Below are 22,040 nucleotides of genomic sequence, written 5' to 3' on the forward strand. Positions count from 1 at the left end.
GAAGGGGACCGGGATCACCGCAGGTCAGAAGTGACTGTCAGTGATGTGTGCCACTGTCTCCGTCATGACTGTTCCGACCGCTTCCCTCGCTCCCGCCCAGGGCCGCGCGCACGCGTCGACCACCTACACCGACTGGGTGGCCGTCCACGATCCCGCCGCGCTCGGGACCGCCCGCGCGCTCGCCGAGGAGCTGGCAGGGCGGCTGCGGCGCGAGGGGGAGAAGCCCGGACGCTTCCTCACGGCGGTCGCCACACGCGCGGCGAGTCTGCCACCCGCGCACCTGCCGTGGCTGTGGGACACCGTGGGGCACTGGCTCAGCTCCCGGGGCAGCCGTCACACCGGCAGGGCGTGGGCGGAGGCGCGCAAGGCGGAGACCACGCACCGCCTGCCCGTCGCACCCGAGTGGCGCCGCGCGAACGCCCTGCTCCTCGCCGGGTACGGCGCCCTGCCCGCCAAGGAATTCGCCGCCCACGCGGACTTCCTGGCAGCGCACTTCGGCCCGCGCGAGGCGCACGCCGCCCTCGTCGCGTTCCTCACCGCCTGGGCCGCCTCCCCGGCCGGCCCGCCCGCCGGCCTCGTGCGTCACGTAGGGAAGTCCGCCGCCGCGGCCGGGCACGAAGCGGCGGGCCCCGAGGCGGCCCGTGTCGTCACCGCCGTACTGGCGGCCTGCGGCGGCAAGGACGTACCCGACGCGCTGCTCGGCGCGGCGACTCCGCTCCTCGCCGCGCACCCGCCCGCCGCCGGTGCCGCCGCCGCGCTCGCCGTCCTCTTCCCCGCGGGCGCCACCGACGGGGCCGCGTGGCTGCGACTGCTCGAAGCGAGCGGCGTCGCCGAGCAGGTGACACGTGGCGGCCTCGTCCCGGACGGCGGCCTCGCGGAGTGGGTGGGGCGTTACGCGCACACGTACCAGTACGTGCGCGGCGGCAGCGGGGTCACCGCACAGCCCCTGCCCGGCGTCTTCCTCGACCTCGTGGCGCGTCTCGGGCCGCGCCTGCGCGCGGAGGGCAGGCCGCTGCGCGTGCACACGAGCCGCTTCAGGTACGGGGGGATCGACGCCGCGCTGCTCGACGTGTGCCTCGCGGCGGGTGCCGAGGTCTTCGACCCGGGGCCGGGCACCGCGCTGCGGTTCCGCGAGGGCGACACACGGCGGGACTTCACCGCGCTCGCCGCCGACCCCGTCTTCGGGCCCCGCCTGGAAGGCACGGCGCACGCGAAGCTGCTGCCCGGCCACGCCGTTCCGCGTGGTGCGGGTTCCGCGGTCTCGCTGCTGCCCGGCAACCCGGGGATCGCCGCGTCGGTCGCCGCGCGCGTCGGGGCGCTCGTGGACGCGGTGTCGGGCGCGGGCATGGCGGGCGCGGAGGAGGCGGTGACCGAGCTGGAGACGATGCTCGACAGGACGACGGCCGCCGCGCTCGGCGGTCTCGGCGGGGCCCTGGAGGGGATGAACGCGGCGGGCGCGCTGCGGCGCTCGCTCGTGGCGGGCATCCCCGAGGAACTGGGGTGGCCCGAACTGGAGGCCGTGCTCGACGAGTTCGCGCGCGACGCCGAAACGCGGGAGGAGGCCCGGGAGGACGCGAGGGAGGACGCGCGGCAGGGCGTTCGGGAAGACGGGCCCGCGGGCGTCGTGGGGATGACGGCGACCTGGCCCGTGCTCACCGTCTTCGGGAGGGACCGGGCCGTCGCACTCGCCCCGGACGGCAGACGCGGCGAGTGCCGGTTCACGGTGCCCGATGACGCCACGCTCTTCACCGTGCACCACGTCGGCGGCTCCTTCCTCGTGAGCTGGACGCGCGAGCCCCGGCCGTACTACTGCGACACCGCCTGCTGGGCGGACCGGCCCGCCGACGTGTTCACGCCGGAGGCCGTGGGCGGACTCCACCCGCTGGGCGGGCTCACCGGCGGCGCGTACGGCTTCCACTTCGCGAGCGCCGACGGCGGCGGACGGCACGACGGCGAGCGCGTGCTGCGCGCGGGGGCTCGCGACGGCATCGGCCACCGGAGCAGCCTGGGCCTGCGCGCGGGCACCCGGACGTGGGCCAACGACGTCTTCGGCGACAGGCCCTGGCAGGAGGTCCATCCCGTGAGCGGGGCACCCGTCGGCGCGACCCCGCTCCCCGGCTTCCCCGGCGCCGCCCCAGCCCCGGACGGCACGTACGCCCTCGCCACCGAGCTGCTCCAGCTCGCCCCGCTCCCGCCCGGCGTGCCGGAATCCCCGCTCGGCACCCGCGAGGGGCACACGGGGACCCGCGTGCTCCTGGACACCCGGTACGAGGGCAACGCGCCGCAACGGTACGTCGTGGAGAGCATCGACGGGCGCAGGGCATCCTTCGCCGTCGACAGGCCGGGGCAGAGGCCGTGGGGGCTGTGGGCACCGCCCGGGAGGGCGGCTGCGCGCGGCGCGGACTCCGCGGGGGAGCCCGGGAACGTCCCGCGCCCCAGGGACCACGGCCACCTCGGGGACCCCGGCCACCTCGGGGACCCCGGCCACCTCGGGGACCCCGGCCACCTCGGGGACTCCGGCCACCTCGGGGACCCCGCCCGGTCTGCGGACCCCGCCCGGTCTGCGGACCCCGTCCGGCCTGCGGACCCCGCTGGGACCGGGGATCTCGCGCAGGACGTCCTCCTCGCCGATGCCGGGACCGACACCGGAGTACGCGCCTACGCGGCCGACGGCGCCCTCCTGTGGGAACAGGCCGGACACCCGGTGCCGGACACGCGGCGCCGCCGCTCCGGCCACTGCGTCCTGTCGCACGGCCTCCCCGTGCCGCCCGCCTTCTGGTACCTGCTCACGACCAGGGACCCCGCGGGCTCCCGCGCGCTGCGCGCCGCTTCGCCCGCCGCGGCCGACGCCCTGCTGCGTGCGGCCCGTACCTGCGCCACTGCCGACGCGCGCGAGGCGGCCGTACGCGCGGTCCTCGCCCGCGAGTTGCCCGAGGTCACGGCTCCCCGGCTGCGCGCGGCGCTCGTGGCGCTCGCGGTGCGGGCCGCCGCCGTCGAGGAACGCGGGGCCGCACTCGTACGGCGCGTGCGCGGGTTCGCCGAAGCCGTGGACCCGGCCCCGCGCACCCCCGTCCCCGACACCGCGCTCCTGCCCGCCCTGCACGGACTCCTGCCTCCCAGGCCCCCGCACATCGAGCACCGCTGGCCCGCTTCGCCCCGCCCCGCGACACTCTCCGCGCTCGCCGCCGACGGCGCCTGCCTCGCCGGGCACCTCGCCGACGAGGCACGCCGCCACACCCCCACGGCCCAGCCGCGCGACTGGACGCCGCTGCTCGGCGCGATCGACGCCGTCGCCTGGCGCGCCGCCGTCGCACCGGAGGGCGACCCGGGCGGAGCCGCGCTCGCCGCGCTGCTCGACACATGGGCCGACCAGCCCTTCGCGCGCCCTGGCAGCCGCTGGTGGGCGGGCACCGCACCAGCCGCCGAGGCCGACGAGGCGCGTGCGAGCGGCAGTCCGGTCGCCTCGTGGCCGGTACGCGGTGAGGAGACGCTGTGCGTGTACGTGACCGGAGCGACGCGCGCAGGGGAAGCCCCCCTCGCAGGGGCCCGCGAGATCCGGATCGACCGCGACGACGCGACACGTCTGCGGGCGCTCCTCGCGGCACGCGCGGCGCACGGCCCCGTACCGCTGCCTCACAGGGCCGTCGCGCTCTTCGCCGCGCTCACGGGCGTCCGCCTGCCCGTGGCCGCGCTCGCGCTCGCCGGGCTCCCGTCGTCCGACGACGTACGGGCGCACGAGGCCCTCGTCCGCGAGGCGCCCTTCCGCGCCTCGCCCGCGACGGCGCAGAGCTACGGCGCCGCGCTGCGCCGCCTCGGCTCCGAGGGCCGCGGCGCCGTCCTCGCGGCAGCCGTGCCCGCTGACCCGGCGGCACTGTGGCAGCCCGGCGGGGCGCGCGAGGCCGCCGCGCGCATGGCCGCGGCGTGGAACGAACGGCTCGGCGCGCTCGGGCCCGTGGACGACACGGCGGCCGCGGAACTGGAGCAGGCAGCGGGACTCGGCGAGGTGTGGGCCCGGCGCCTCGCGCACGGGTACGGAGCGGGAACGACGGGCGGGAGGAAGGCCGCGCGGTGGGAGCTGCACGCGCGCGGGAGTTCCGTGCGGCTCAGGGTCGAGCCGGCCTGGGACGGCTGGGGGCGCTACCGCACGGAACCCGGAAGGGACCCGTGGATTCCGGACGGAGCGGAACCCGCGCTCGACCTGAAGGGCGCCGCCACCGCGCTCGCCTGGGCCTGGACCGAGTGCCCGGTGGCCGACCCCGCCCGCGCGGGCGCGAAGGACCTCCACGACCGGCTGCGGGCCGAACTGGCCCGCCCCGAGCTGCTCGTCGAGGCCAGGCAGTCCCCGTTCGCCGGGCCCGCCGCGGAACTCGCCGCGCGGTTCGGGCCCGGGCGGCTCCCGGTCGTCCCGGAGGAACCCACGGGCGGGCGCGCCCCGCACGACGCGCCGCCGCACAGCCCCCGCGCGCCCCACGACGCGCAGGACACGCCCGTCGCGCTCGACGCGCAGGACACGCCCGTCGCGCTCGACGCGGGCGCCTTCGTCGTGGTGCCGAGCGGCAGGCACACGCAGCTGTTCCTGCGGCCGGCCCTCCTCGGCGAACCGGCCGCACGGCGCGCGGCCGAGGCGCTCGCACCCGAACTCGTCGGCGCGCTCGACTGGCTCGCACCGCTGCTGCCGGGCGGCGGTCTGGACCGGATGCGCGAGCGCGCCGAGTCGGGCGCGGTGCCGCCCGGGGCGTACGAGGCCGACCCCCGGCACTCCGTCCCCGCGCTCGTGACCCGCGCGGCCCGCGCCCTGGGCACCGGTGACGACGCCGCCGCGCTGTACCTCCAGCTCGCTGCCCTCGCCGCGCCCACCGACAAGGCGGTACGCCGCTGGAACGGCTGGACGGCCGCGCACCACAAGGCGGTCGCCGCCGAACTCCTCGCCACGGGCGCCGTCGTGGCGGACAGGCGCGCCCGCGCGGGACGCACGCTGTTCCTGCCGGGCGAGTGGACCGCGTTCCGGGCGCCGCACCTGCCGCTGGAGACGGCGAAGCTCGGCCCGTACGCGGTGCGCCACCTGTACGGCACCGAGCTGATCTCCCCGTACCACCGGCTGCTGCCGCCCGCGCCGCCGCACGAGATGTTCGGGGAAGCGTGGGAGCGGGCGGGCACGTGAGCCGAGGGGGAGGGGCGCGGCTGCGGCTCGGGTATGACGGCGCCGGGGCCGGGGCCGGGTACGGCGGAGGGCCGGGTACGGGGCCGGGCAGGGCAGGGGGCCGGGTGCGGCAAAGGGCCGGAGCAAGCCCCCCGGCGTGCTCCGGCCCCTCACCGGCGTTCCTCCCGCCGGGCCCGACCCGTTGGCCGTACTGGTGCGCGTACCGCCCCGGCGCCCCCGGTCAGCTCACCTTGTAGGCGTAGGCGACCGGCGTGACGCTCAACTGGCCGTTGTCGACCCACTCGTCGAGCTTCAGCGTCTTGTGGGTCGTGGCGGCGGGCGGGGTCACGATGAGCTTGGCGGCGTGCTGGGCGTCCGGCGTGCCGGTGTTGGCGTGGGTCCAGGCGATGACGGCCTGGGCGCGCTCGCCGTTCTTGAGGGTCAGCGTGGTCTTGCCCGGGTCCTTCGCGTACCAGGTGCTGCCCCACGTCGTCTTGGACGTGAGTGTCTTGCCCTTCGCGTCCTGGAGGCCGAGACCCGGGTAGCCGCGCAGGGCGCACGTGTGGCCGCTCGTGTTCTTCAGGTCCAGGACCGCGCCCGCGTGGTTCATCCCGCCCGCGAGGCGCTTGCTGAGCGAGGCGCTGAGCCCGGCGGTCGTGCAGGTCGGCGTCGCGGCCTTCGCGTTCGTCCCCGAGGCGCTTGCCTGCGCCATCGTGACGGCCCCGACCGCGCCGGTGAGCGCGAGCGCGGCGAACGGGAGAGCTATGCGCCGCGCGAGCCGGCCCTTGCGACCGGGCTTCGCCTCCGCTGCGACGGTCGAGCCGGTGTCGGTGATCTCGTTCGGGCTGCCGGTCATGGCCAACGTCCTTTCCTCGTGCGTGTACGAGGTTCGATGGCGGGGTCCGGCGGAAAGTTCACGGATGGGCGAAGATTATTTTTCGCGGGCTGCCGGGCAAGGGCCTCAACGGCGCCCCTTCCCCCGTACGGAACGCCCCGGCGTCGCCTCCGTGCGGGCCCCGTCGCGCAGCACGAAGTGGCCGTCGACCAGGACGTGCGGGATGCCGAGGGGGAGCGTGCGCGGGTTCTCGAAGGTGGAGCCCGCCGCGACCGTGGATGGGTCGAAGAGGACGAGGTCGGCGCGGTAGCCCTCGCGCACGAGGCCGCGATCGGCGAGCCGCAGGCGCGCCGCGGGGCGCGAGGTGAGGTGCTGGACGCACTCGGCGAGCGAGAGGACGCCCAGCTCCCGTACGTACGTGCCCAGATACCGCGGGAACGTCCCGTACGCGCGCGGGTGCGGCTTCGCGCCCTGGAGGATGCCGTCCGAGCCGCCCGTGTGGACGGCGTGGCGCATGATCGCGCGGACGTTCTCCTCGTGCCCGACGTGCTGGAGGATCGTCGGGCCGAGCCGGTCGGCGAGGAGCAGTTCACGCGCGTACGCCCACGGACTGACCCCGCGCGCCGCGGCGGAAGCGGCCACCGTACGGCCCACGGCGTCCGCGCGTTCGGGGCTCGTGACGCCGGAGATCTCGATCGTCTCCCACTCCATCGGCACCCCGTGGCAGCCGTCCGAGCCGACGACTTCGAGGTCGTACCTGATGCGCTCGGCGGTCTCCGGGTCCGCGAGCCGCGCGAGGGTCGCTTCGGGGCCGCCCTCGCTCGCCCAACTGGGCAGCACGGCGGCGAGAGTCGTCGAGCCCGGCGTGTACGGGTAGGTGTCGAGGCTCAGGTCGGCACCGGCGGCGAGTGCCCCGTCGAGCAGCGAGATCAGCTCGGCGGCGCGGCCCTTGTTCACGCCGAAGTTCATGGTGGCGTGGGCGAGGTGGAGCGGGCAGTCCGCCTCGCGCGCGAGGGCGACCATCTCCTCGTACGCGGCGAGCGCGCCCGCGCCGTACGAGCGGTGGTGCGGGCAGTAGTAGCCGCCGTACGAGGCGACCACCCGGCACAGCTCGGTGAGTTCGGCGTCCTTCGCGTACATCCCCGGCGTGTACGTGAGCCCCGACGACATGCCGACGGCGCCCTCGCGCATGCCCTGCGCGACGAGTTCGCGCATCCGGTCCAGCTCGGCGGGCGTCGGCGGGCGGTCCTCCCAGCCCATCGCGTGCATCCGGACCGTGCCTTGCGGGATCAGGTACGCGGCGTTCACGGCGAGGCCCTGCCGGTCGAGCCGGTCCAGGTACTCGCCGACCGTGCGCCAGTCGAAGTCCACGGAGTCGTCCCCTGGCCCGCCGCCGTTCCACCCCGCGATCGTGCGGCGCACCTCGGCGAGCGTCCGCCCGTCCACGGGCGCGTACGAGATGCCGTCCTGGCCGAGGACTTCGAGCGTCACGCCCTGCGCGACCTTCGCCGTGTGCGCGGGATCGCGGAGCACGGCGAGGTCGCTGTGGGCGTGCATGTCGATGAAGCCGGGCGAGAGCGCGAGCCCGTCCGCGTGCACCACCCGTGCGGCGGACAGCCGTTCGCCGTCGCCCTCCCGGCGGATGCGCGCGATCCTGCCCTCGCGCAGCAACACGTCCGCGCGGTACGGCTCTCCGCCCGAACCGTCGACCACGAGGGCGTCACGGACGAGGAGTTCGGGGGCGGGCTCCGACGAGGCGGCGGGGACTGCGGGCATGGGGCTTTCCTGTTCGGGGAGTTGCGACGGTGGGAGGCCGCGTACGGTTCGGGCGGGGCACCCGGCCCCGTACGGCTCGCGCGGCGGGACGCGCCGTACGGCTCGGGCGACGGGACCTCCCGTATGGGGCGGGCGGCGGGGACGCCCTGTACGAGCGGGCGGCGGGGACGCCCCGTACGGGTCTAGAAGAAGGTCCGCACGTAGTCCGTGACCGTGCCGTCCGCCGTCACGACGGGGATCAGCTGCCACTTGTCGAAGGACGTGCACGGGTGCGAGAGGCCCAGGCCGAGCCAGTCCCCGACCTCCAGGTCCGCGCCCGGGTCCGTACGCACCCAGCCGTGCTGGTCCGAGAGCCCGCTCACGGCGATGCCGTCGGCGCCGCGCACCTCACCGGTCCGCGCGTCGCGTACCGCCTGCGCCTTGGGCAGGTCGAGGTCGTAGGCGGCGTCGCGCTTGCCCGCGTTGACGAACGCCTGTTCGGCGGACGGGCGCGAGACGACCTGCGCCCACAGCCGGAACGCCGGGTGCAGGGCGCCCTCGTCAGGGACGCGGTTGAACGGCGTGAGGTGCTTGTAGTGCCCGTCGTCGTGCGAGACGTACGCGCCGGAGCGCAGCACCTTCCGCACAGGGGCGCTCAGTTCGCCGATCTCCGCGAAGGCGGTCGCGACCGCGTCGAACCAGGCGCTGCCGCCCGCGCTCACGATGATGTCGTCGGCGCCTGCCGCCGTGAACCTGCCCGCCGCGTCGAAGTCCACGAGGAGCGCGGTGAGCCTCCGCAGCCACGCGAGCACGCGCTCCGGGTCCGCTTCGGGCACCTCGCCCTCGTACCCGGCGACCCCCACGAGCCGCAGCGTGCCCGTCGCGGCGACCGCGTCGGCGACCGCCGCGCATTCCGCCTCCGTGCGCGCCCCGGTCCGCGCGCCCTCGCCCGCGCCCAGTTCGACGACGACGTCCACGCGCCGCGCGCTCGACGGGCCCCCGGGCAGGGCCTCGGCGGCCTCGCTGAGCGCCGCGTCCATGAGTTCCACGCCCCGTACCGAGTCCACGTAGCAGACGAAGGCGAAGTCCGGGTCGGCGGCCAGCTCGGCGGCGAGCCAGCGCAGCGCCGCCGCGTCGACCAGCTCGTTGGCGAGGAAGACGCGCGGCACACCGAAGGCGCGCGCGACCCGGACCTGGTGCGGCACCGCGAGCGTGATGCCCCAGGCGCCGCGCTCCAGCTGCTGGTGGAAGAGCTGCGGGGCCATCGACGTCTTGCCGTGCGGGGCGAAATCGAGGCCGTGGCGCTCGGTGTACGTCTCCATGAGCGCGAGGTTGTGCTCCAGGGCCTCGGCCGAGAGCGCGAGCACGGGGGTCGTGAAACCGCCGGTGAAGAGGTTCCTGCGCTGCCCCGCCAGCTCCGCGACGGTCAGCCCTTCGGCGTCCGGGGGCAGCCCCTTGAAACGGCTGTCCACGCGGGTCGTGGCGAGCCGGTCGAGTGCGGCGGGGCGGCTGTGCCCGGCGGGGGCGGGGCGGCTGTGCCCAGCGGTCATGGCGTACTCCCAAGGGGGCGAGGCGGCGCGTACCCCGCGCGTGAATCCGCAGTTGCGGAAATTCGTTGCGCAGGGTGCAACGCTCATTGCGTATGTCGCTTCAAGGTGTCTAACATCCTGGACGAGTCGGGGTCAATGAGGCGGTGGGGGCGCCCCCGAGCCCCGCATCGGGAAGGCCCCAGGCCCCCGCCCAGGGGCTCCTACCCCGTACGCACGACGAGAGGCAGACCGTGAGCGCGACCGACACCGCAGCCGCCACCGTTCCGGCCCAGGCCCAGGCCCAGGGCTCCGGTCTCGACGAGCGCGGCCCCGGCGCCGACGTCGTCTGCCTCGGCGAGTCGATGGTCACCTTCGTCCCGCAGACCACGGGCCCTCTCGCCGACGTGCCCGCCTTCACGCGCGCCATCGGCGGCGCCGAGTCCAACGTCGCCTGCGCGCTCGCGGCGGCCGGGCACCGCGCCCGCTGGGTGAGCCGGGTCGGCGCGGACGGCTTCGGCGAGCACCTCGCGGACGCGATAGCGGCGTACGGCGTCGACACGAGCGCCGTCACACGCGACCCGTCCCGCCCCACCGGCATCTACTTCCGTACCGCGGCCGACCGCGACGCGGACGCCGCGTTCGAGGTGGTCTACTACCGCGCGGGCTCCGCCGCCTCTGCGATGTCCCCGCACACCGTCCCGCTCGACGCGCTGCGCGACACCCGCGTCCTGCACGTGACCGGCATCACCGCCGCGCTCTCGCCCGACTGCCTCTCCCTCCTGCGCACGCTCACCGAGCGCCGCGCGGGCCGCCCCCTCGTCTCGTTCGACGTGAACTTCCGGGCGAGCCTGTGGCCCGACAGGGCGGCGGCGGGCGAGGTCCTGCTCGGCCTCGCGCGCGGCGCCGACCTCGTCTTCGTCGGCGAGGACGAGGCGGAGACGGCCTGGGGCATCACGGGCGGCCCGCAGGCGGTACGGGACGCGCTGCCCGAACCGGCGACGCTGGTCGTGAAGCGGGGCGCGGCCGGGGCGACGGTGTTCACGCGCGGGGAGGCCGCGAGGGGCGACTCGGAGGGCGGCCCGGGGGACGGACCCGGGGACGGCCCGGGACACGGCTCTCGTGCGGCGGAGGCGGCGGGGGGTTCCCGTGCGGCGGGGGCGTCCGCAGGTTCCCGTACGCCCGATGTCGTGATCCACGAGCCCGCGCCGCGCGTCGACGTCGTCGCGCCGGTCGGGGCGGGCGACGCCTTCGCCGCCGGGTACCTCTCCGGGCTCCTGCGCGGACTGCCCGTCGCCGCGCGGCTGCGGCAGGGGCACCTGCTCGCCGCCAACGTCCTCACCGTCGCGGCCGACCTCACCACGCCCCCGCCGCGCGCCCTCACCGACCGCCTCGCGGCGCTCGGCGCGGAGGCGTGGGGCGGGCTCGCGCTGGGCCCTGGCTGGGCCGAGGGGGCCGGGGCATGAGCCAGACCGTCGACCGCGCACTGAGCATCCTGCCGCTGCTCGCCGAGGGCCCCGCCGACCTCGGCGGCGTCGCGGAACGCCTCGACGTGCACAAGTCCACGGCGCTGCGCCTCCTGCGCACCCTCGCCGAACACGGCCTCGTCTACCGGCAGCACGACGGCCGCTACCGGCTCGGCGCGCGCCTCTTCTCGCTCGCCGCGCAGGCCGTCGAGCACCTCGACGTGCGCGGCATCGCGCACCCGCACCTCGTCCGCCTGGGCGAGACCTGCGGGCACACCGTGCACCTCGCGGTGTACGAGGAAGGCGAGGTCGTCTATCTCGACAAGGTCGACAGCCGCTACCCGGTGCGCATGTACTCGCGTGTCGGCAAGACCGTCCCTATGACCGTCGCCGCCGTCGCGAAACTCATCCTCGCCGACCTCCCCGAGCCCGAGCGCCGTGCCGTCGCCGAACGCCTCGACTACCCGCGCTACACGGCCCGTTCGACACCGGACGCCGCCGCGTACCTGAAGGAACTCGCCCGCGTGCGCGACCAGGGCTGGGCCACCGACCTCGGCGGCCACGAGGAGTCCATCAACTGCGTCGCCGCGCCCGTGCGCGGCGCCGACGGGCGCGTCGTCGCCGCCCTCTCCGTCTCCGCGCCGAACGTCGTCGTCAGCGCGGACGACATGCTCAGTCTTCTCCCGCTCGTGCGCCGCACCGCCGACGCCGTGAGCCGGGAGTACGCGGGAACGCCCGAACCGGGCGCGCCCGTTGCCGCCAGTGACACACCGAACAAGGAAGCCTGACACCGTCATGCCGACCGAGAAGACCGCCCTCACCCCCGCCACGCACACCGTCCCGCCCGCGAAGTTCTCCCACGGCGTGAAGAAGGGGAACATCCTCCAGGTCGCCGGCCAGGTCGGCTTCCTGCCCGCCGTCGAAGGCCAGGCCCCGACCCCCGCCGGTCCCACCCTGCGCGAGCAGACCCTCCAGACCTTCGCCAACGTCAAGGCGATCCTGGAGGAGGGCGGCGCGAGCTGGGACGACGTGATGATGATGCGCGTCTACCTGACGGACGTCGACCACTTCGCCGAGATGAACGAGATCTACAACGCCTACTTCGAGGAGCAGGGCCTCACGCAGCCTCCCGCCGCGCGCACCACGGTGTACGTGGGGCTGCCGAAGGGGCTGCTGATCGAGATCGACGCCTTGGCTGTGCTGGGGGGGTGAGGGGGGCGGGGGGCTCTGGGGGGGGCTGGGGTGGGGTTGTGCGGTACGGCTTCAGCGTCCCCCAGGGCATGACCCACCCTCCCTAAGGGGGGGCCACCTCCACGCGTTCAAGTCTTCCAGCCAATCCACCCCTCCCCACCCCACCCACCCCAATCTGTGGACAACCCCACCAAACCCGCGCACCGCCTCACCCCATCGAGTGAGCGGATTCTCAGCAGCACCCGAGTTGTCCACAGGCAGGGCCTTCGTGGCGCCCGGGTGTGGTGGGATCTGCGTGTCTCGCGCACCCGAACCTGCGTTCCACAGGCGCGTCCGTCATACTGCGCCCCGTGGAGCAGAAGCAGAGTGAAGCGAACCTTCCGCCCATCGGCGCCGCCGCCGATCCGGCGTTGATCCCCGGCCTCACGGTGCCGAGTCCTCGTACGGGGACGGCCGCGGCCGGTACGGAGCCCGACGCGGCCGGTACGGAGGAGGCAGCCGCCCCCGGGGCCCACCCCGGCCCGGACGCCGCCGCGCCCGCACCCGAGCCGGAAGCGGAGCAGGCCGACGCCGCCCCGCCCTCCGCGGCCGAACCGGACGCCGCGGCCGCCGAGGGCGACACGAGCGCCGACGCCGGCCCGGGGGCAGACTCCGAACCGGGAGAGGCCGCCGCGGCCGCCGCCCCCCACCCGGACCCCACCGCCGAAGAAGCCGAGGAGCCCGGGAAGCCCGAGGAGTCCGAGGAGTCCGAGGACTTCCGTGCCGAGGCCGCCTTCACCGCCGCCGACCGGCGTGGCTCCGTGACCCTCGACCGCGACGGGGTCCGCTACGCGCTCGACGACCAGGCGTGCGAGTGGACCTGGAGCGAGGTGGCCGCCGTCGAGTACGGCACCTCACGCCTCGGCCGCCGTCTCACCGTCACCGTGCACACCCCCGACGAGCGCTGGTACCCGCACGACATCCAGGCCCCGGACAAGGCGACCCTGACCCGCTGGACCGAGGAGCTGGACACCGCGCTCGACGCGCACTTCGAGGAGTGACGCCGAGGGCGGGGCGGCCGGTCCGCACACACGGCCCGCCACCCCGCCCCGAGCACGCGCGTGCTCGTCCCTGCTACAGCCCGTGGACGTGCTCTCCCACCGCGTCGGACCACGAATTCCCCGCGGCCGCGTCCCAGTTGGTGGACCACGTCATCGCGCCGCGGATGCCCGGGTACGTCTTGTCCGGCTTGAAGCTGCCGCAACTCGTGCCCTTCGCCAGGCAGTCGAGTGCCGCGTTCACCACGCTCGGCTCGACGTAGCCGCCGCCCGCGGCGCTCGACGACGCCGGGACACCGAGGCCGACCTGTGACGGGTCGAGACCGCCTTCGAGCTGGATGCACGCGAGCCCGGTGAGGAAGTCGACCGTGCCCTGCGCGTACACCTGTCCGTCGCAGCCGAGCATCGAACCGCTGTTGTAGTACTGCATGTTGACGACCGTCAGGATGTCCTTCACGTCCAGCGCCGTCTTGAAGTACTCGTTCGACGGCGACTGCATGTCGATCGTCTGCGGGGCCATCGTCAGGACGAAGCCCGATCCCGCCTTCGCGGCCAGATCGTGCAAGGCCTGGGACATGTACGTGGAGTTGAGGCCGTTCTCCAGGTCGATGTCGACGCCGTCGAAGCCGTACTCCTGCATCTGCGCGTACACCGAGTCCGCGAACGCCCCTGCCGAGGCGGCGTCGTTGATGCTCACCGTGCCCTTCTCGCCGCCCACCGAGAGGACCACGCTCTTCCCCTCGGCCTGCTTCGCCTTCACGTCCGCCTTGAACTGCTCCTCGGAGTACCCTCCGAGCCCGGCCGAGTCGAGCGTGAAGTCGACCGCGCCCGGCGTCGCCGTCGCGTCAGCGAAGGCGACCGCGATGATGTCGTACTGGTCCTGGACATCCGCGAGGGTCTGGACCGTCGCGCCGTTGTCGAAGTTCTGCCAGTAGCCGGTGAGCGCGTGCGCCGGTACGGCGGCCGCCTCCTGCTCCGCCGCGCTCGCGGGGGTGATCCCGGCCGTGAGCGCCGTGGCGCCGAGCGCGAGCGCGGCGACGGTGGCGAGCGCCGTGCCGACCGCTCCGCCACGCCTGCGGCTCGCGCGCGGGGACCGGTGGTGGGGGGAATGCAGCATGAAAGTGCCTCCTGTGGGGGGAGTTGATGACGGTGGGGCGCCAACGCCCTCCAAGCTGGTCCAGACCAATATGCGCTGTCAAGAGGCGGTACGGGACTTGTCGCCGCCGGTACGCGGCACGGCGCCACCGTCTCGCGACGCGCCCCCGGCCGCGCGCGTCGTCCCGCGAGCCTCTCCTTGCGGCCCCCGACGCGTGTGGACACATGTTTCGGCAAGGGCCCGAAGGCCCCCTTTCATGCGGCGCATCCGGTCACCGAAACGGTCGGCGAGGACGGGCAAGCCGACACAATGGGTTCAACTCTCCCCACGTAACGCCTCTTTCCGGCCAAGATCCGGCTTTCAGTCGTGGAAACCCCGCGCAGTCGTAAGGCCCTACGAACCCTGCGAAGTGGGGTGTTGAGGGTGCTGCGGCTGGATATGGTGCAGGAGCGAGAGGCGGCGTGCCGCTCGACCGGGCTCGGCGCGCTCGCGCGTACACGCTCGCGGAATGCGGAATACCGGGCGTCGCGCGCTCGCGCGTACGCGCTCGGGGGAATGTAGGGGGTGGGACCGTGCCGACCGCTGTCGCCGTGACCGGGAGCGACCTCGTGCTCCCCTCGCCTGACCGCCACACCCCCGGCGCGGTGCCGCTCGGGGCCGCGACGGGTGCTCCGCTCGCCGAATCCCTCGCCGAACTCCACGCGTTACTGGAGCAGCACGGCTGGCTCATCGTGCTGCACTCCACCGCCGCGGCCCCGGAGACGATCCGCCGGGTGCGCACCGCCCGCGCGGCGCTTGAGGCGGACCGCGTCACTCTCGTCGGGCTCGACCTGCCGCCGCTCGGACTCGCCCTCGTGGCGCTCCAGTTGCGGCAGCTCTCGGTCTGCGACTTCACTCCGGGCGTCCTCGCTTCGGCAGCGCGCCTCCTCGCCCACTACGTGCACGCGGGGGCCGTACTCGGCTCGCTCGCGCGCCTGGACCGCGTGCCCGTCCCACTCGGCTCGCACGCCCGTTCCCGGCTGCCCGGCACGCAGTACGCGGTCCAGGCGCACCCCGAACCGCGCCTCGTCAAGGCCGTGCCGGGCGCCGAACTCCCCGGCCCTGACTTCGCGACCCGCCTCTACCTCGCGCACGGCGACCGCCCTTCGGCCTGGCTCGGCGAGACCCTCGCCCGCACCTGGCAGGTCCAGTCCGTCACCGAGGTGCCCCTCCCCAAGGACTCCGTCGCCTGGTGGGGCACCGGGAAACTCACCGAGTTCGCCGCGGGCATCCCCGACATATCCGTCCTCTACCAGCTCGTCTCCTCCGTGCGCCGCGAACGCTGCCGCTGGTGCGGGCTCGAATTCCTCGGTGACCGCTGCGGGTTCTGCGGCGCCCCCCTCGCCCCACCGGCCTTCCGCGTCCCGTCCACGAGTCGCGAGCCGCGCCGCGATCCCGGCCGCGACACGGCCCGCGGTACCCCGCGTGCTCCCGGTCGTGACGGCACGCGCGAGCCCGTACGCGACCTCCCCGCCGCCCGCCGCGCGGCAGCCGCCCTCCCGCACGCGGGCACCCGCCCAGGGACCGAGGCGGGTGCCGGACCCGGCACCGGAGTCCCCGGCCCACCCGGCGAGCTGGGCCCCGTCGCCCCCTCGGGGACGGCCCCGCGGCACCCCCCGTACCCCTGACCCGCCGGTCCCGCGCACCGCCGGTCCCGCACCGCCGGTCCCGCGCCTCGCCGGTCCCGCCCCGCGCGGCACCGCCCAGGCGGCACCAGCACCGCCCCGCTCCCGCCCCGACCCCCGCCCCCGATCGAGGTACTCCGGCCATGAACTCACGCCAGCGCCGAGGCGTCGTCCTGATGGTGCTCTCCGCCGTGTGCGCCCTCATCGCGCTCGTCGGGGTGCTCGGGGTCGTGCGCAACGTCAACTCCAAGGTGGGCAAGGAGACGACCGCGTACCGGCTCAAGAGCGACATCGCCCCGTACAAGAGCCTCGACGCCTCGCAGTTCGAGGAGGTGTCCATCCCGAAGCGCTGGCTGCCCGACACCGCCGTCACCGAACTCGGCGCCCTGCGCGGCAAGATCGCCGTCACCACGCTCCACAAGGGCTCGCTGCTCCAGGACGACATGATCGTGAACCGCCCCGCGCTCAAGGCGGGCGAGCAGGAGATCGCGATCATGATAGACGCGGCGACCGGCGTCGCCGGGAAGATCACCCCCGGCTCCGCGGTCAACATCTACGCGACCTTCAAGGGGCAGAACGACAACCAGAAGGATGAGTCCAGGCTCATCGTCGAACGCGCCCAGGTCCTCGACGTCGGCAAGCTCACGCCCTTCGACCAGAACAACGACGACAACCGCAACCGCTCCACCGAAGCCGTCCCCATCACCTTCGGACTCGGCACCGCCGACGCCCAACGCGTCGCCTACGCCGAGTCGTTCGCGACCCACGTCCGCCTCGCGCTCGTCGGCGCGGGCGAGCAGCCGCCCGCGGCGGCGGGCCCCGATCGCACGTACACCCTGGACAAGGACAAGTGAGGCGGCGGCCATGAGCACGCGCATCCTCCCGGTGGCGGGCGATCCCGACCTCGCCCGTTCCCTCGGCTCCCTGCTCAGCCAGCTCCCCGAGGCGGAACCCGCCCTGCCCGTACCGGACTCGACCGCGCTCCTCGACGCGCTCGACCGGATCGCCGCCGCATCGCTGGACGAACTCCCCGAAGTCGTCCTCGTCCACGAACGCGTGGGGCCCGTACCGGCGCTCGACCTCGTCCACGAGGTCGTACGGCGCTTCCCGCAGGTCGGCGTCGTCCTCGTCACCGCCGATACGGGAACCACCGTCCTCACCGCGGCGATGGACGCGGGCGCGCGCGGCATCCTCCCGCTCCCGCTCACCTACGACGCCCTGTCCGAACGCGTCCGCGCCGCCGCCGAATGGGCCGCCGGAATGCGCCGGCACCTCGGCAACGACCCCGAGGGACACGGTGGTTCGGGGGGCGGCAGGGTCCTCACCGTCAGCGGCGCCAAGGGCGGCGTCGGGACGACCCTCGCCGCCGTACAACTCGCCCTCGCCGCACAGGCGTCCGGCAGCACCGTCGCCCTCGTCGACCTCGATCTCCAGTGCGGGGACGTCGCCGCCTTCCTCGACGTGCGGTTCCGCCGTTCCAGCGTGGACCTCGCCGGTATCGCCGACCTCACCCCGCGCGTGCTCCAGGACGCGATGTTCCCGCACCCCAGCGGCCTCGGTCTCCTCCTCGCCCCCGCCGACGGCGAACGCGGCGAGGAGGTCACCGACCGCGCGGCGCGCCAGATCCTCGGCGCCCTGCGCGGCCGCCACGACCTCGTGGTCGTCGACTGCGGCTCCCAGCTCACCGCCGCGAGCGCGGCAGCCGTCGAACTCGCCGATCAGTCGCTGCTGTTGGTCACCCCCGACGTCATGGCGGTACGCGCGGCCAAGCGCACCGTACGCCTGTGGGAACGCCTCCAGATCCGCAAGGCGGAGGAGACCCTCACCGTCCTCAACCGCCACGCCCGCTCCGGCGAGATCCAGCCGCCCCTCGTCTCGCGCATCACGGGGACCAGCACGGCACGCACCACCATCCCCGCCGCCTACAAGGAGCTTGCCGGAGCCATCGACGCGGGCCGTGTCCACGAACTCGACGCGCGCGGCAGCGTGCGGCAGGGCCTGTGGGCCCTCGCGGGCGAACTCGGCCTCGTCCAGGTGCCCGAGCGGCCCACCGGTGGCCGCCGCCGCAGGAAGGGCGCTCACACCGGAGCGTCCACGGCCCTCGCGCGCCGCGGCGACCGCGGCGCCGTCACCCTCGAATTCGCCGGGATCTTCCCGCTCGTCCTCGTCGTCATCGGCCTCATGTGGCAGTGCGCGCTGTACGGATACACCTTCAGCCTCGCCGCGAACGCGGCCGACGAGGGTGCCCGCGCGGGCACCGCCGCCGTCGCGTCCGGCGAGGACGGCGCCGGAGCCTGCCGCGCCGCCGCGACCCGCCACCTGCCCGGCGCCTGGAAGGGCGCCGCCATCGACTGCGGTAGCGCGGGCGACATCTACCGGACCACCGTCCGGGCCAAGGTCCCCCTCTTCTTCCCCGGCGTCGACGGCGGCTGGACGGTCAAGGGCAAGGCGGGCGCGGCCACGGAGGGGGACCGGTGAGGGGCGCGGCGCTCGCGACGGCACGCGGCCAGGAGGGCATCCCCACCGGTACGGGCACGGGGCGCCCCCTCGCCCGTACGAGCACGACCCGCCACCTGTGCGAGGCCCGCCCCCGCACCGGCCACCCCCACGGGGCCCGCACCCACGGGGCCCGCACCCGCGTGGCCGGCTCCCGCGTGGCCCGCACCCGCGTGGCCGGCTCCCGCACCGGCCACCCCCGCGACGACCGCGGCAGCTCCATCCTCGAATTCGCCGGTTTCCTCCCCGTCCTCCTCCTCATCGGGCTCGCCGCCATCCAGCTCGGCCTCGTCGGCTTCGCCGCCAACCAGGCCGGGACCGGTGCCCGCGCAGGGGCCCGCGTCGCCTCGCAGGCCGAGGGCGGCAACGGGGTCGCGGCCGCACGTGCCGCCATGACCGACGGGCTGGACGCCACCGTCACGCCCGGCGGCGGCGCCGACACCACCACGTACACCGTCGCCGTCCGCGTACCGACCCTCCTGCCCTTCGTCGGCAAGGGCTGGACCGTCACCCGCTCGGCGACCATGCCCAACGACGACACCGGGGAGGTGACCCTGCCGTGAGCCTGCGCTCCCGCATCTCCGCGCCCGAGGACGAGGGCGTACTGGAGGATGGCCGCCTCGTGGCCGGATACCGCGCCAAGCTCCTGGAGGAGATCGATCTCGCCGAGATGTCCGCGCTCTCCGCGAGCGAGCGCCGCACCCGCCTCGAACGCGTGCTCGGTCACCTCATCAGCCGCGAGGGCCCGGTCCTCTCCACCTCCGAACGCAGCCGTCTCATCCGGCGCGTGGTCGACGAGGCCCTCGGCCTCGGCATCCTCGAACCGCTCCTCGAAGACGCCTCGATCACCGAGATCATGGTCAACGGACCCGACGCGATCTTCGTCGAGCGCGCGGGCCGCGTCGAGCGCCTTCCGCTCCGCTTCGCCTCGCACGACCAGCTCATGCAGACCATCGAGCGCATCGTCTCGACGGTCAACCGCCGGGTGGACGAGTCGAATCCGATGGTCGACGCGCGCCTCCCGAGCGGCGAGCGCGTCAACGTCATCATCCCGCCGCTCGCGCTCACCGGCGCCACGCTCACCATCCGCCGCTTCCCGCGCGTCTACACGCTCCCCGAACTGATCGGCCTCGGCTCGCTCGACGAGCAAATGCTGCTGCTCCTCGCCGCGTTCGTCCGCGCCCGGCTCAACATCATCGTCGCGGGCGGTACGGGCACGGGCAAGACGACGCTGCTCAACGCGCTCTCCGGCATCGTCCCCGCGCACGAGCGCATCATCACCATCGAGGACTCCGCCGAACTCCAGCTCCAGCAGTCCCACGTCATCCGCCTGGAGTCCCGCCCGCCCAACGTCGAGGGCAAGGGCCGCATCACCATCCGCGACCTCGTGCGCAACTCGCTCCGTATGCGCCCCGACCGCATCATCGTCGGCGAGGTGCGCGGCGGCGAGACGCTCGACATGCTCCAGGCCATGTCCACGGGCCATGACGGCTCCCTCGCGACCGTCCACGCCAACTCCGCGGAGGACGCGCTCATGCGCCTCCAGACGCTCGGCTCGATGTCCGAGGTCCGCATCCCCTTCGAGGCCCTGCGCGACCAGATCAACTCCGCCGTCGACGTCGTCGTCCAGCTCGGCCGCCAGGCCGACGGTTCCCGGAAGATCACCGAGATCGCGCTCCTCACCTCGCGCGGCCACGACCCCTTCCGCATCACCACCGTCACCCGCTTCGAATCGGCCCCGCTCACCGCCGACCGCGTCGTGCGCGGCGCCTACCGGCACCTCCCGCTGCCCCGCTCGGCCGCCGAGAAACTGCACCTCGCCGGAGAGGTGCTGCCCGCGGCCTACGGGGTCGCCCCCGACGACGTACTCGCCCGCCACACGAGGGAGGCGCGCGGATGAACCAGCCGCCCACACACCCGGCATCCCCGTACGAGGAGGCGCCCGCATGAGCAACGGTCCCGCCCTCCTCGCGCTCGGCGCGACCCTCCTCGCCGGCGTCCTCCTCATCGCCGCCGCACGCCTGTGGTCACGGGGTCGCGCCGAGCGCGAGGCCCTCGTCGACCGGCTCGCGGGCGAGAGCCACCTCGGCGCCCGTACGAAGGGCTCCCGCCGCCTCGCCGGGCTCGACAGCGCCGTGCGCCGCACCCGCGCGGGCCGCGCCCTGCACAGCCGCCTCTCCGCGACGGGACTCCCCGTCTCGGCAGGGGAGTTCACCCTCTACTCCGTCGCCGGGCTCACCCTCCTGTGGACCGTCGCCGCGACTGTCCTCGCCCCGTTCTTCGGCCCCATCGCCGCCTTCGTCGGCGCCTGGTCCGCCTACGCCTTCCTCAACTGGCAACGCGCCAAGCGCATAGAAGCCTTCATCAGCCAACTCCCCGACGTGGCACGCCTGCTGGCCAATGCCACCGCCGCCGGACTCGCCCTGCGCACCGCCCTCGCGATGGCCGCCGAGGAACTGGAGGACCCCGCGGGCGAGGAACTGAGCCGCGTGGCCGACCAGTTGGCCCTCGGCCGTTCCATCGACGAGACACTCGACGAACTCTCCAAGCGCCTCCCCTCGCGCGAACTCGTCGTCCTCGTCACGACCTTGGTCCTCTCCAACAAAGCGGGCGGCACCGTCGTCGGTTCCCTGCGCAACCTCACCGTCACCCTGGAGGAGCGCAAGGAGACCCGGCGCGAGGTCCGCACGATGCTCTCCGAGGTCAACGCGACCGCCTTCACCGTGCCCGCACTCGGCCTCGGCTCGCTCCTCCTCGTCAACGCCCAGAACGACGGCGCCCTCCACCGCGTCACGGGCTCGGGCCTCGGCCAGTTCCTCATCCTCCTCTCCCTCGGCCTCTACACCGTGGGCTTCTTCGTCATCCGCCGCCTCGGAAGGATCGACGTATGAGCAGCCGACCGGGAAACCCGACCCCAAGGACCGCCGCATGAGCACCGCGAGCCTCGGCGTGCTCCTCGCCCTCCTCATGGCCGCCGGCGTCGGCGGCGTCCTCATCGGGCTGCGCATGTACCGCAGCGAGACCAAGCTGCCCGACGACCTCGCACTCGCCCTGGAGGTCGGCTCCACGCGCGTCAGGACCACCGACTCCGCGATCGACCGCCTCGGCCTGCGCTTCGCCCCGTACGTCCTCAAGCTCATGGGCCCGCGCCGCGTCGAGGCCAAGCGCCGCCGCATCGACATGGCGGGCAACCCCGGCGGCCTCACCCTCGACCGCTACGCCGCGCGCCGCGCCGTCTACGGCGTCTTCGGGCTCCTCATGGCCGCGATCTTCGCGAGCTACGGCTCCCCGCTCTTCGCCTTCCTGGCACTCGGCTTCGGCCTCGTCGCCGCCGACGCCACCATCTGGCAGGCCGTACGGGAGCGCCGCGACGTCATCGACCGGACCCTCCCCGACTTCCTCGACGTCCTCGCCGTCGTCGTCAGCGCCGGACTCGGCTTCCGGCAGGCGCTCGAACGCGTCGCCGAGAAGTACGAGGGCCCCTGGGCCGACGAACTCCGCATCACCCTGCGGCAGATGGACATGGGCGTGAGCCGCCGCCAGGCCTTCGACGAACTGCGCCGCCGCAACAACTCCGAGCAGGTCGCCCAGTTCGTCTCCGCCCTCCAGCAGGGCGAGGAACTCGGCTCCCCGATCGCAGAGACCCTCATCCAGATCGCCAACGACATGCGCCGCACCGACGCCCAGCAGGCCCGCCGCCGCGCCGCCAAGACCATCCCCAAGGCCACGATGGTGACCCTCGTCTTCATGCTCCCCGCCACGATGATCCTCATCGCCACGGGCATGTTCCTCGGCTCCGGGTCCGACCTCGGATCGATCCTGGGCGGGTGAGCG

Annotated in this window: 16 protein-coding genes; 12 read left to right on the forward strand and 4 right to left on the reverse strand. The window is 74.5% G+C overall.

Going from position 1 to position 22,040, the window contains the following annotated elements:
- Window positions 1-64 precede the first annotated feature (64 nt).
- Complete coding sequence (locus tag ACQYWQ_RS20290; RefSeq protein WP_431036405.1) at window positions 65-5,161, forward strand: hypothetical protein; 5,097 nt, start codon at window positions 65-67, stop codon at window positions 5,159-5,161.
- 220 nt (window positions 5,162-5,381) lie between these two features.
- On the opposite strand, the gene ACQYWQ_RS20295 is transcribed toward ACQYWQ_RS20290, so the two are convergent.
- The 3 genes from ACQYWQ_RS20295 to ACQYWQ_RS20305 form a co-directional block, all read right to left on the reverse strand.
- The gene (locus ACQYWQ_RS20295; protein ID WP_431036406.1) at window positions 5,382-5,996 is read right to left on the reverse strand and encodes a DUF4232 domain-containing protein; all 615 of its coding nucleotides are present in this window, start codon (window positions 5,994-5,996) and stop codon (window positions 5,382-5,384) included.
- Between the two features lie 105 nt (window positions 5,997-6,101).
- A complete protein-coding gene (locus ACQYWQ_RS20300) occupies window positions 6,102-7,751 on the reverse strand; it encodes an N-acyl-D-amino-acid deacylase family protein (RefSeq protein ID WP_431036407.1) in 1,650 nt (549 codons plus the stop codon).
- Between the two features lie 182 nt (window positions 7,752-7,933).
- On the reverse strand, window positions 7,934-9,280 hold the full coding sequence (locus ACQYWQ_RS20305) for an amino acid deaminase (protein WP_431036408.1): 1,347 nt from the start codon (window positions 9,278-9,280) through the stop codon (window positions 7,934-7,936).
- 230 nt (window positions 9,281-9,510) lie between these two features.
- On the opposite strand from ACQYWQ_RS20305, the gene ACQYWQ_RS20310 reads away from it, so the two are divergent.
- The 4 genes from ACQYWQ_RS20310 to ACQYWQ_RS20325 all read left to right on the forward strand — a co-directional run bounded on the left by ACQYWQ_RS20310 (window position 9,511) and on the right by ACQYWQ_RS20325 (window position 12,953).
- Window positions 9,511-10,722, forward strand: a complete 1,212-nt coding sequence (locus ACQYWQ_RS20310) for a sugar kinase (RefSeq protein ID WP_431036409.1) — start codon at window positions 9,511-9,513, stop codon at window positions 10,720-10,722.
- Window positions 10,719-11,510 carry an IclR family transcriptional regulator gene (locus tag ACQYWQ_RS20315; RefSeq protein WP_431036410.1) on the forward strand — a complete coding sequence of 264 codons (792 nt, stop codon included), beginning with the start codon at window positions 10,719-10,721 and terminating at the stop codon, window positions 11,508-11,510. Before ACQYWQ_RS20310 ends, ACQYWQ_RS20315 begins: the two co-directional genes overlap by 4 nt.
- Before the next feature lie 7 nt (window positions 11,511-11,517).
- Window positions 11,518-11,934, forward strand: coding sequence for a RidA family protein (locus ACQYWQ_RS20320; RefSeq protein ID WP_431036411.1), 417 nt, complete (start codon window positions 11,518-11,520; stop codon window positions 11,932-11,934).
- A 329-nt stretch (window positions 11,935-12,263) separates the two neighbouring features.
- Window positions 12,264-12,953, forward strand: a complete 690-nt coding sequence (locus ACQYWQ_RS20325; protein ID WP_431036412.1) for a hypothetical protein — start codon at window positions 12,264-12,266, stop codon at window positions 12,951-12,953.
- A 73-nt stretch (window positions 12,954-13,026) separates the two neighbouring features.
- Here the strand turns inward: ACQYWQ_RS20325 and ACQYWQ_RS20330 are convergent, their stop codons facing one another.
- Window positions 13,027-14,067: a chitinase gene (locus ACQYWQ_RS20330; protein WP_431036413.1), complete on the reverse strand. Its 1,041-nt coding sequence runs from the start codon at window positions 14,065-14,067 to the stop codon at window positions 13,027-13,029.
- Between the two features lie 551 nt (window positions 14,068-14,618).
- Between ACQYWQ_RS20330 and ACQYWQ_RS20335 the strand changes: the two genes are divergently transcribed.
- From ACQYWQ_RS20335 to ACQYWQ_RS20365, 7 genes are all read left to right on the forward strand, one after another.
- Window positions 14,619-15,713: a hypothetical protein gene (locus tag ACQYWQ_RS20335; protein ID WP_431036414.1), complete on the forward strand. Its 1,095-nt coding sequence runs from the start codon at window positions 14,619-14,621 to the stop codon at window positions 15,711-15,713.
- A gap of 140 nt (window positions 15,714-15,853) precedes the next feature.
- Window positions 15,854-16,564, forward strand: coding sequence for a Flp pilus assembly protein CpaB (gene cpaB, locus ACQYWQ_RS20340; RefSeq protein ID WP_431036415.1), 711 nt, complete (start codon window positions 15,854-15,856; stop codon window positions 16,562-16,564).
- A 10-nt stretch (window positions 16,565-16,574) separates the two neighbouring features.
- Window positions 16,575-18,188 carry a TadE/TadG family type IV pilus assembly protein gene (locus ACQYWQ_RS20345; protein ID WP_431036417.1) on the forward strand — a complete coding sequence of 538 codons (1,614 nt, stop codon included), beginning with the start codon at window positions 16,575-16,577 and terminating at the stop codon, window positions 18,186-18,188.
- Window positions 18,185-18,769, forward strand: coding sequence for a TadE/TadG family type IV pilus assembly protein (locus tag ACQYWQ_RS20350; protein ID WP_431036418.1), 585 nt, complete (start codon window positions 18,185-18,187; stop codon window positions 18,767-18,769). Before ACQYWQ_RS20345 ends, ACQYWQ_RS20350 begins: the two co-directional genes overlap by 4 nt.
- Window positions 18,766-20,106: a CpaF family protein gene (locus ACQYWQ_RS20355; protein WP_431036419.1), complete on the forward strand. Its 1,341-nt coding sequence runs from the start codon at window positions 18,766-18,768 to the stop codon at window positions 20,104-20,106. Before ACQYWQ_RS20350 ends, ACQYWQ_RS20355 begins: the two co-directional genes overlap by 4 nt.
- Window positions 20,107-20,152: 46 nt before the next feature.
- On the forward strand, window positions 20,153-21,097 hold the full coding sequence (locus ACQYWQ_RS20360) for a type II secretion system F family protein (protein WP_431036420.1): 945 nt from the start codon (window positions 20,153-20,155) through the stop codon (window positions 21,095-21,097).
- Between the two features lie 37 nt (window positions 21,098-21,134).
- On the forward strand, window positions 21,135-22,037 hold the full coding sequence (locus ACQYWQ_RS20365; RefSeq protein ID WP_431036422.1) for a DUF5936 domain-containing protein: 903 nt from the start codon (window positions 21,135-21,137) through the stop codon (window positions 22,035-22,037).
- Window positions 22,038-22,040: the final 3 nt, after the last annotated feature.

Origin of the sequence: Streptomyces sp. P6-2-1 (assembly GCF_050613165.1) — a bacterium.
Lineage (GTDB): Bacteria > Actinomycetota > Actinomycetes > Streptomycetales > Streptomycetaceae > Streptomyces.

Coding starts and splice junctions, on each gene's coding strand:
- ACQYWQ_RS20300 (WP_431036407.1), bottom strand. CDS start 7,751: ATGCCCGCAGTCCCCGCCGCCTCGTCGGAGCCCGCCCCCGAACTCCTC.
- ACQYWQ_RS20315 (WP_431036410.1), top strand. CDS start 10,719: ATGAGCCAGACCGTCGACCGCGCACTGAGCATCCTGCCGCTGCTCGCC.
- ACQYWQ_RS20320 (WP_431036411.1), top strand. CDS start 11,518: ATGCCGACCGAGAAGACCGCCCTCACCCCCGCCACGCACACCGTCCCG.
- ACQYWQ_RS20290 (WP_431036405.1), top strand. CDS start 65: ATGACTGTTCCGACCGCTTCCCTCGCTCCCGCCCAGGGCCGCGCGCAC.
- ACQYWQ_RS20345 (WP_431036417.1), top strand. CDS start 16,575: ATGAGCACGCGCATCCTCCCGGTGGCGGGCGATCCCGACCTCGCCCGT.
- ACQYWQ_RS20360 (WP_431036420.1), top strand. CDS start 20,153: ATGAGCAACGGTCCCGCCCTCCTCGCGCTCGGCGCGACCCTCCTCGCC.
- ACQYWQ_RS20305 (WP_431036408.1), bottom strand. CDS start 9,280: ATGACCGCTGGGCACAGCCGCCCCGCCCCCGCCGGGCACAGCCGCCCC.
- ACQYWQ_RS20295 (WP_431036406.1), bottom strand. CDS start 5,996: ATGACCGGCAGCCCGAACGAGATCACCGACACCGGCTCGACCGTCGCA.
- ACQYWQ_RS20365 (WP_431036422.1), top strand. CDS start 21,135: ATGAGCACCGCGAGCCTCGGCGTGCTCCTCGCCCTCCTCATGGCCGCC.
- cpaB (WP_431036415.1), top strand. CDS start 15,854: ATGAACTCACGCCAGCGCCGAGGCGTCGTCCTGATGGTGCTCTCCGCC.
- ACQYWQ_RS20330 (WP_431036413.1), bottom strand. CDS start 14,067: ATGCTGCATTCCCCCCACCACCGGTCCCCGCGCGCGAGCCGCAGGCGT.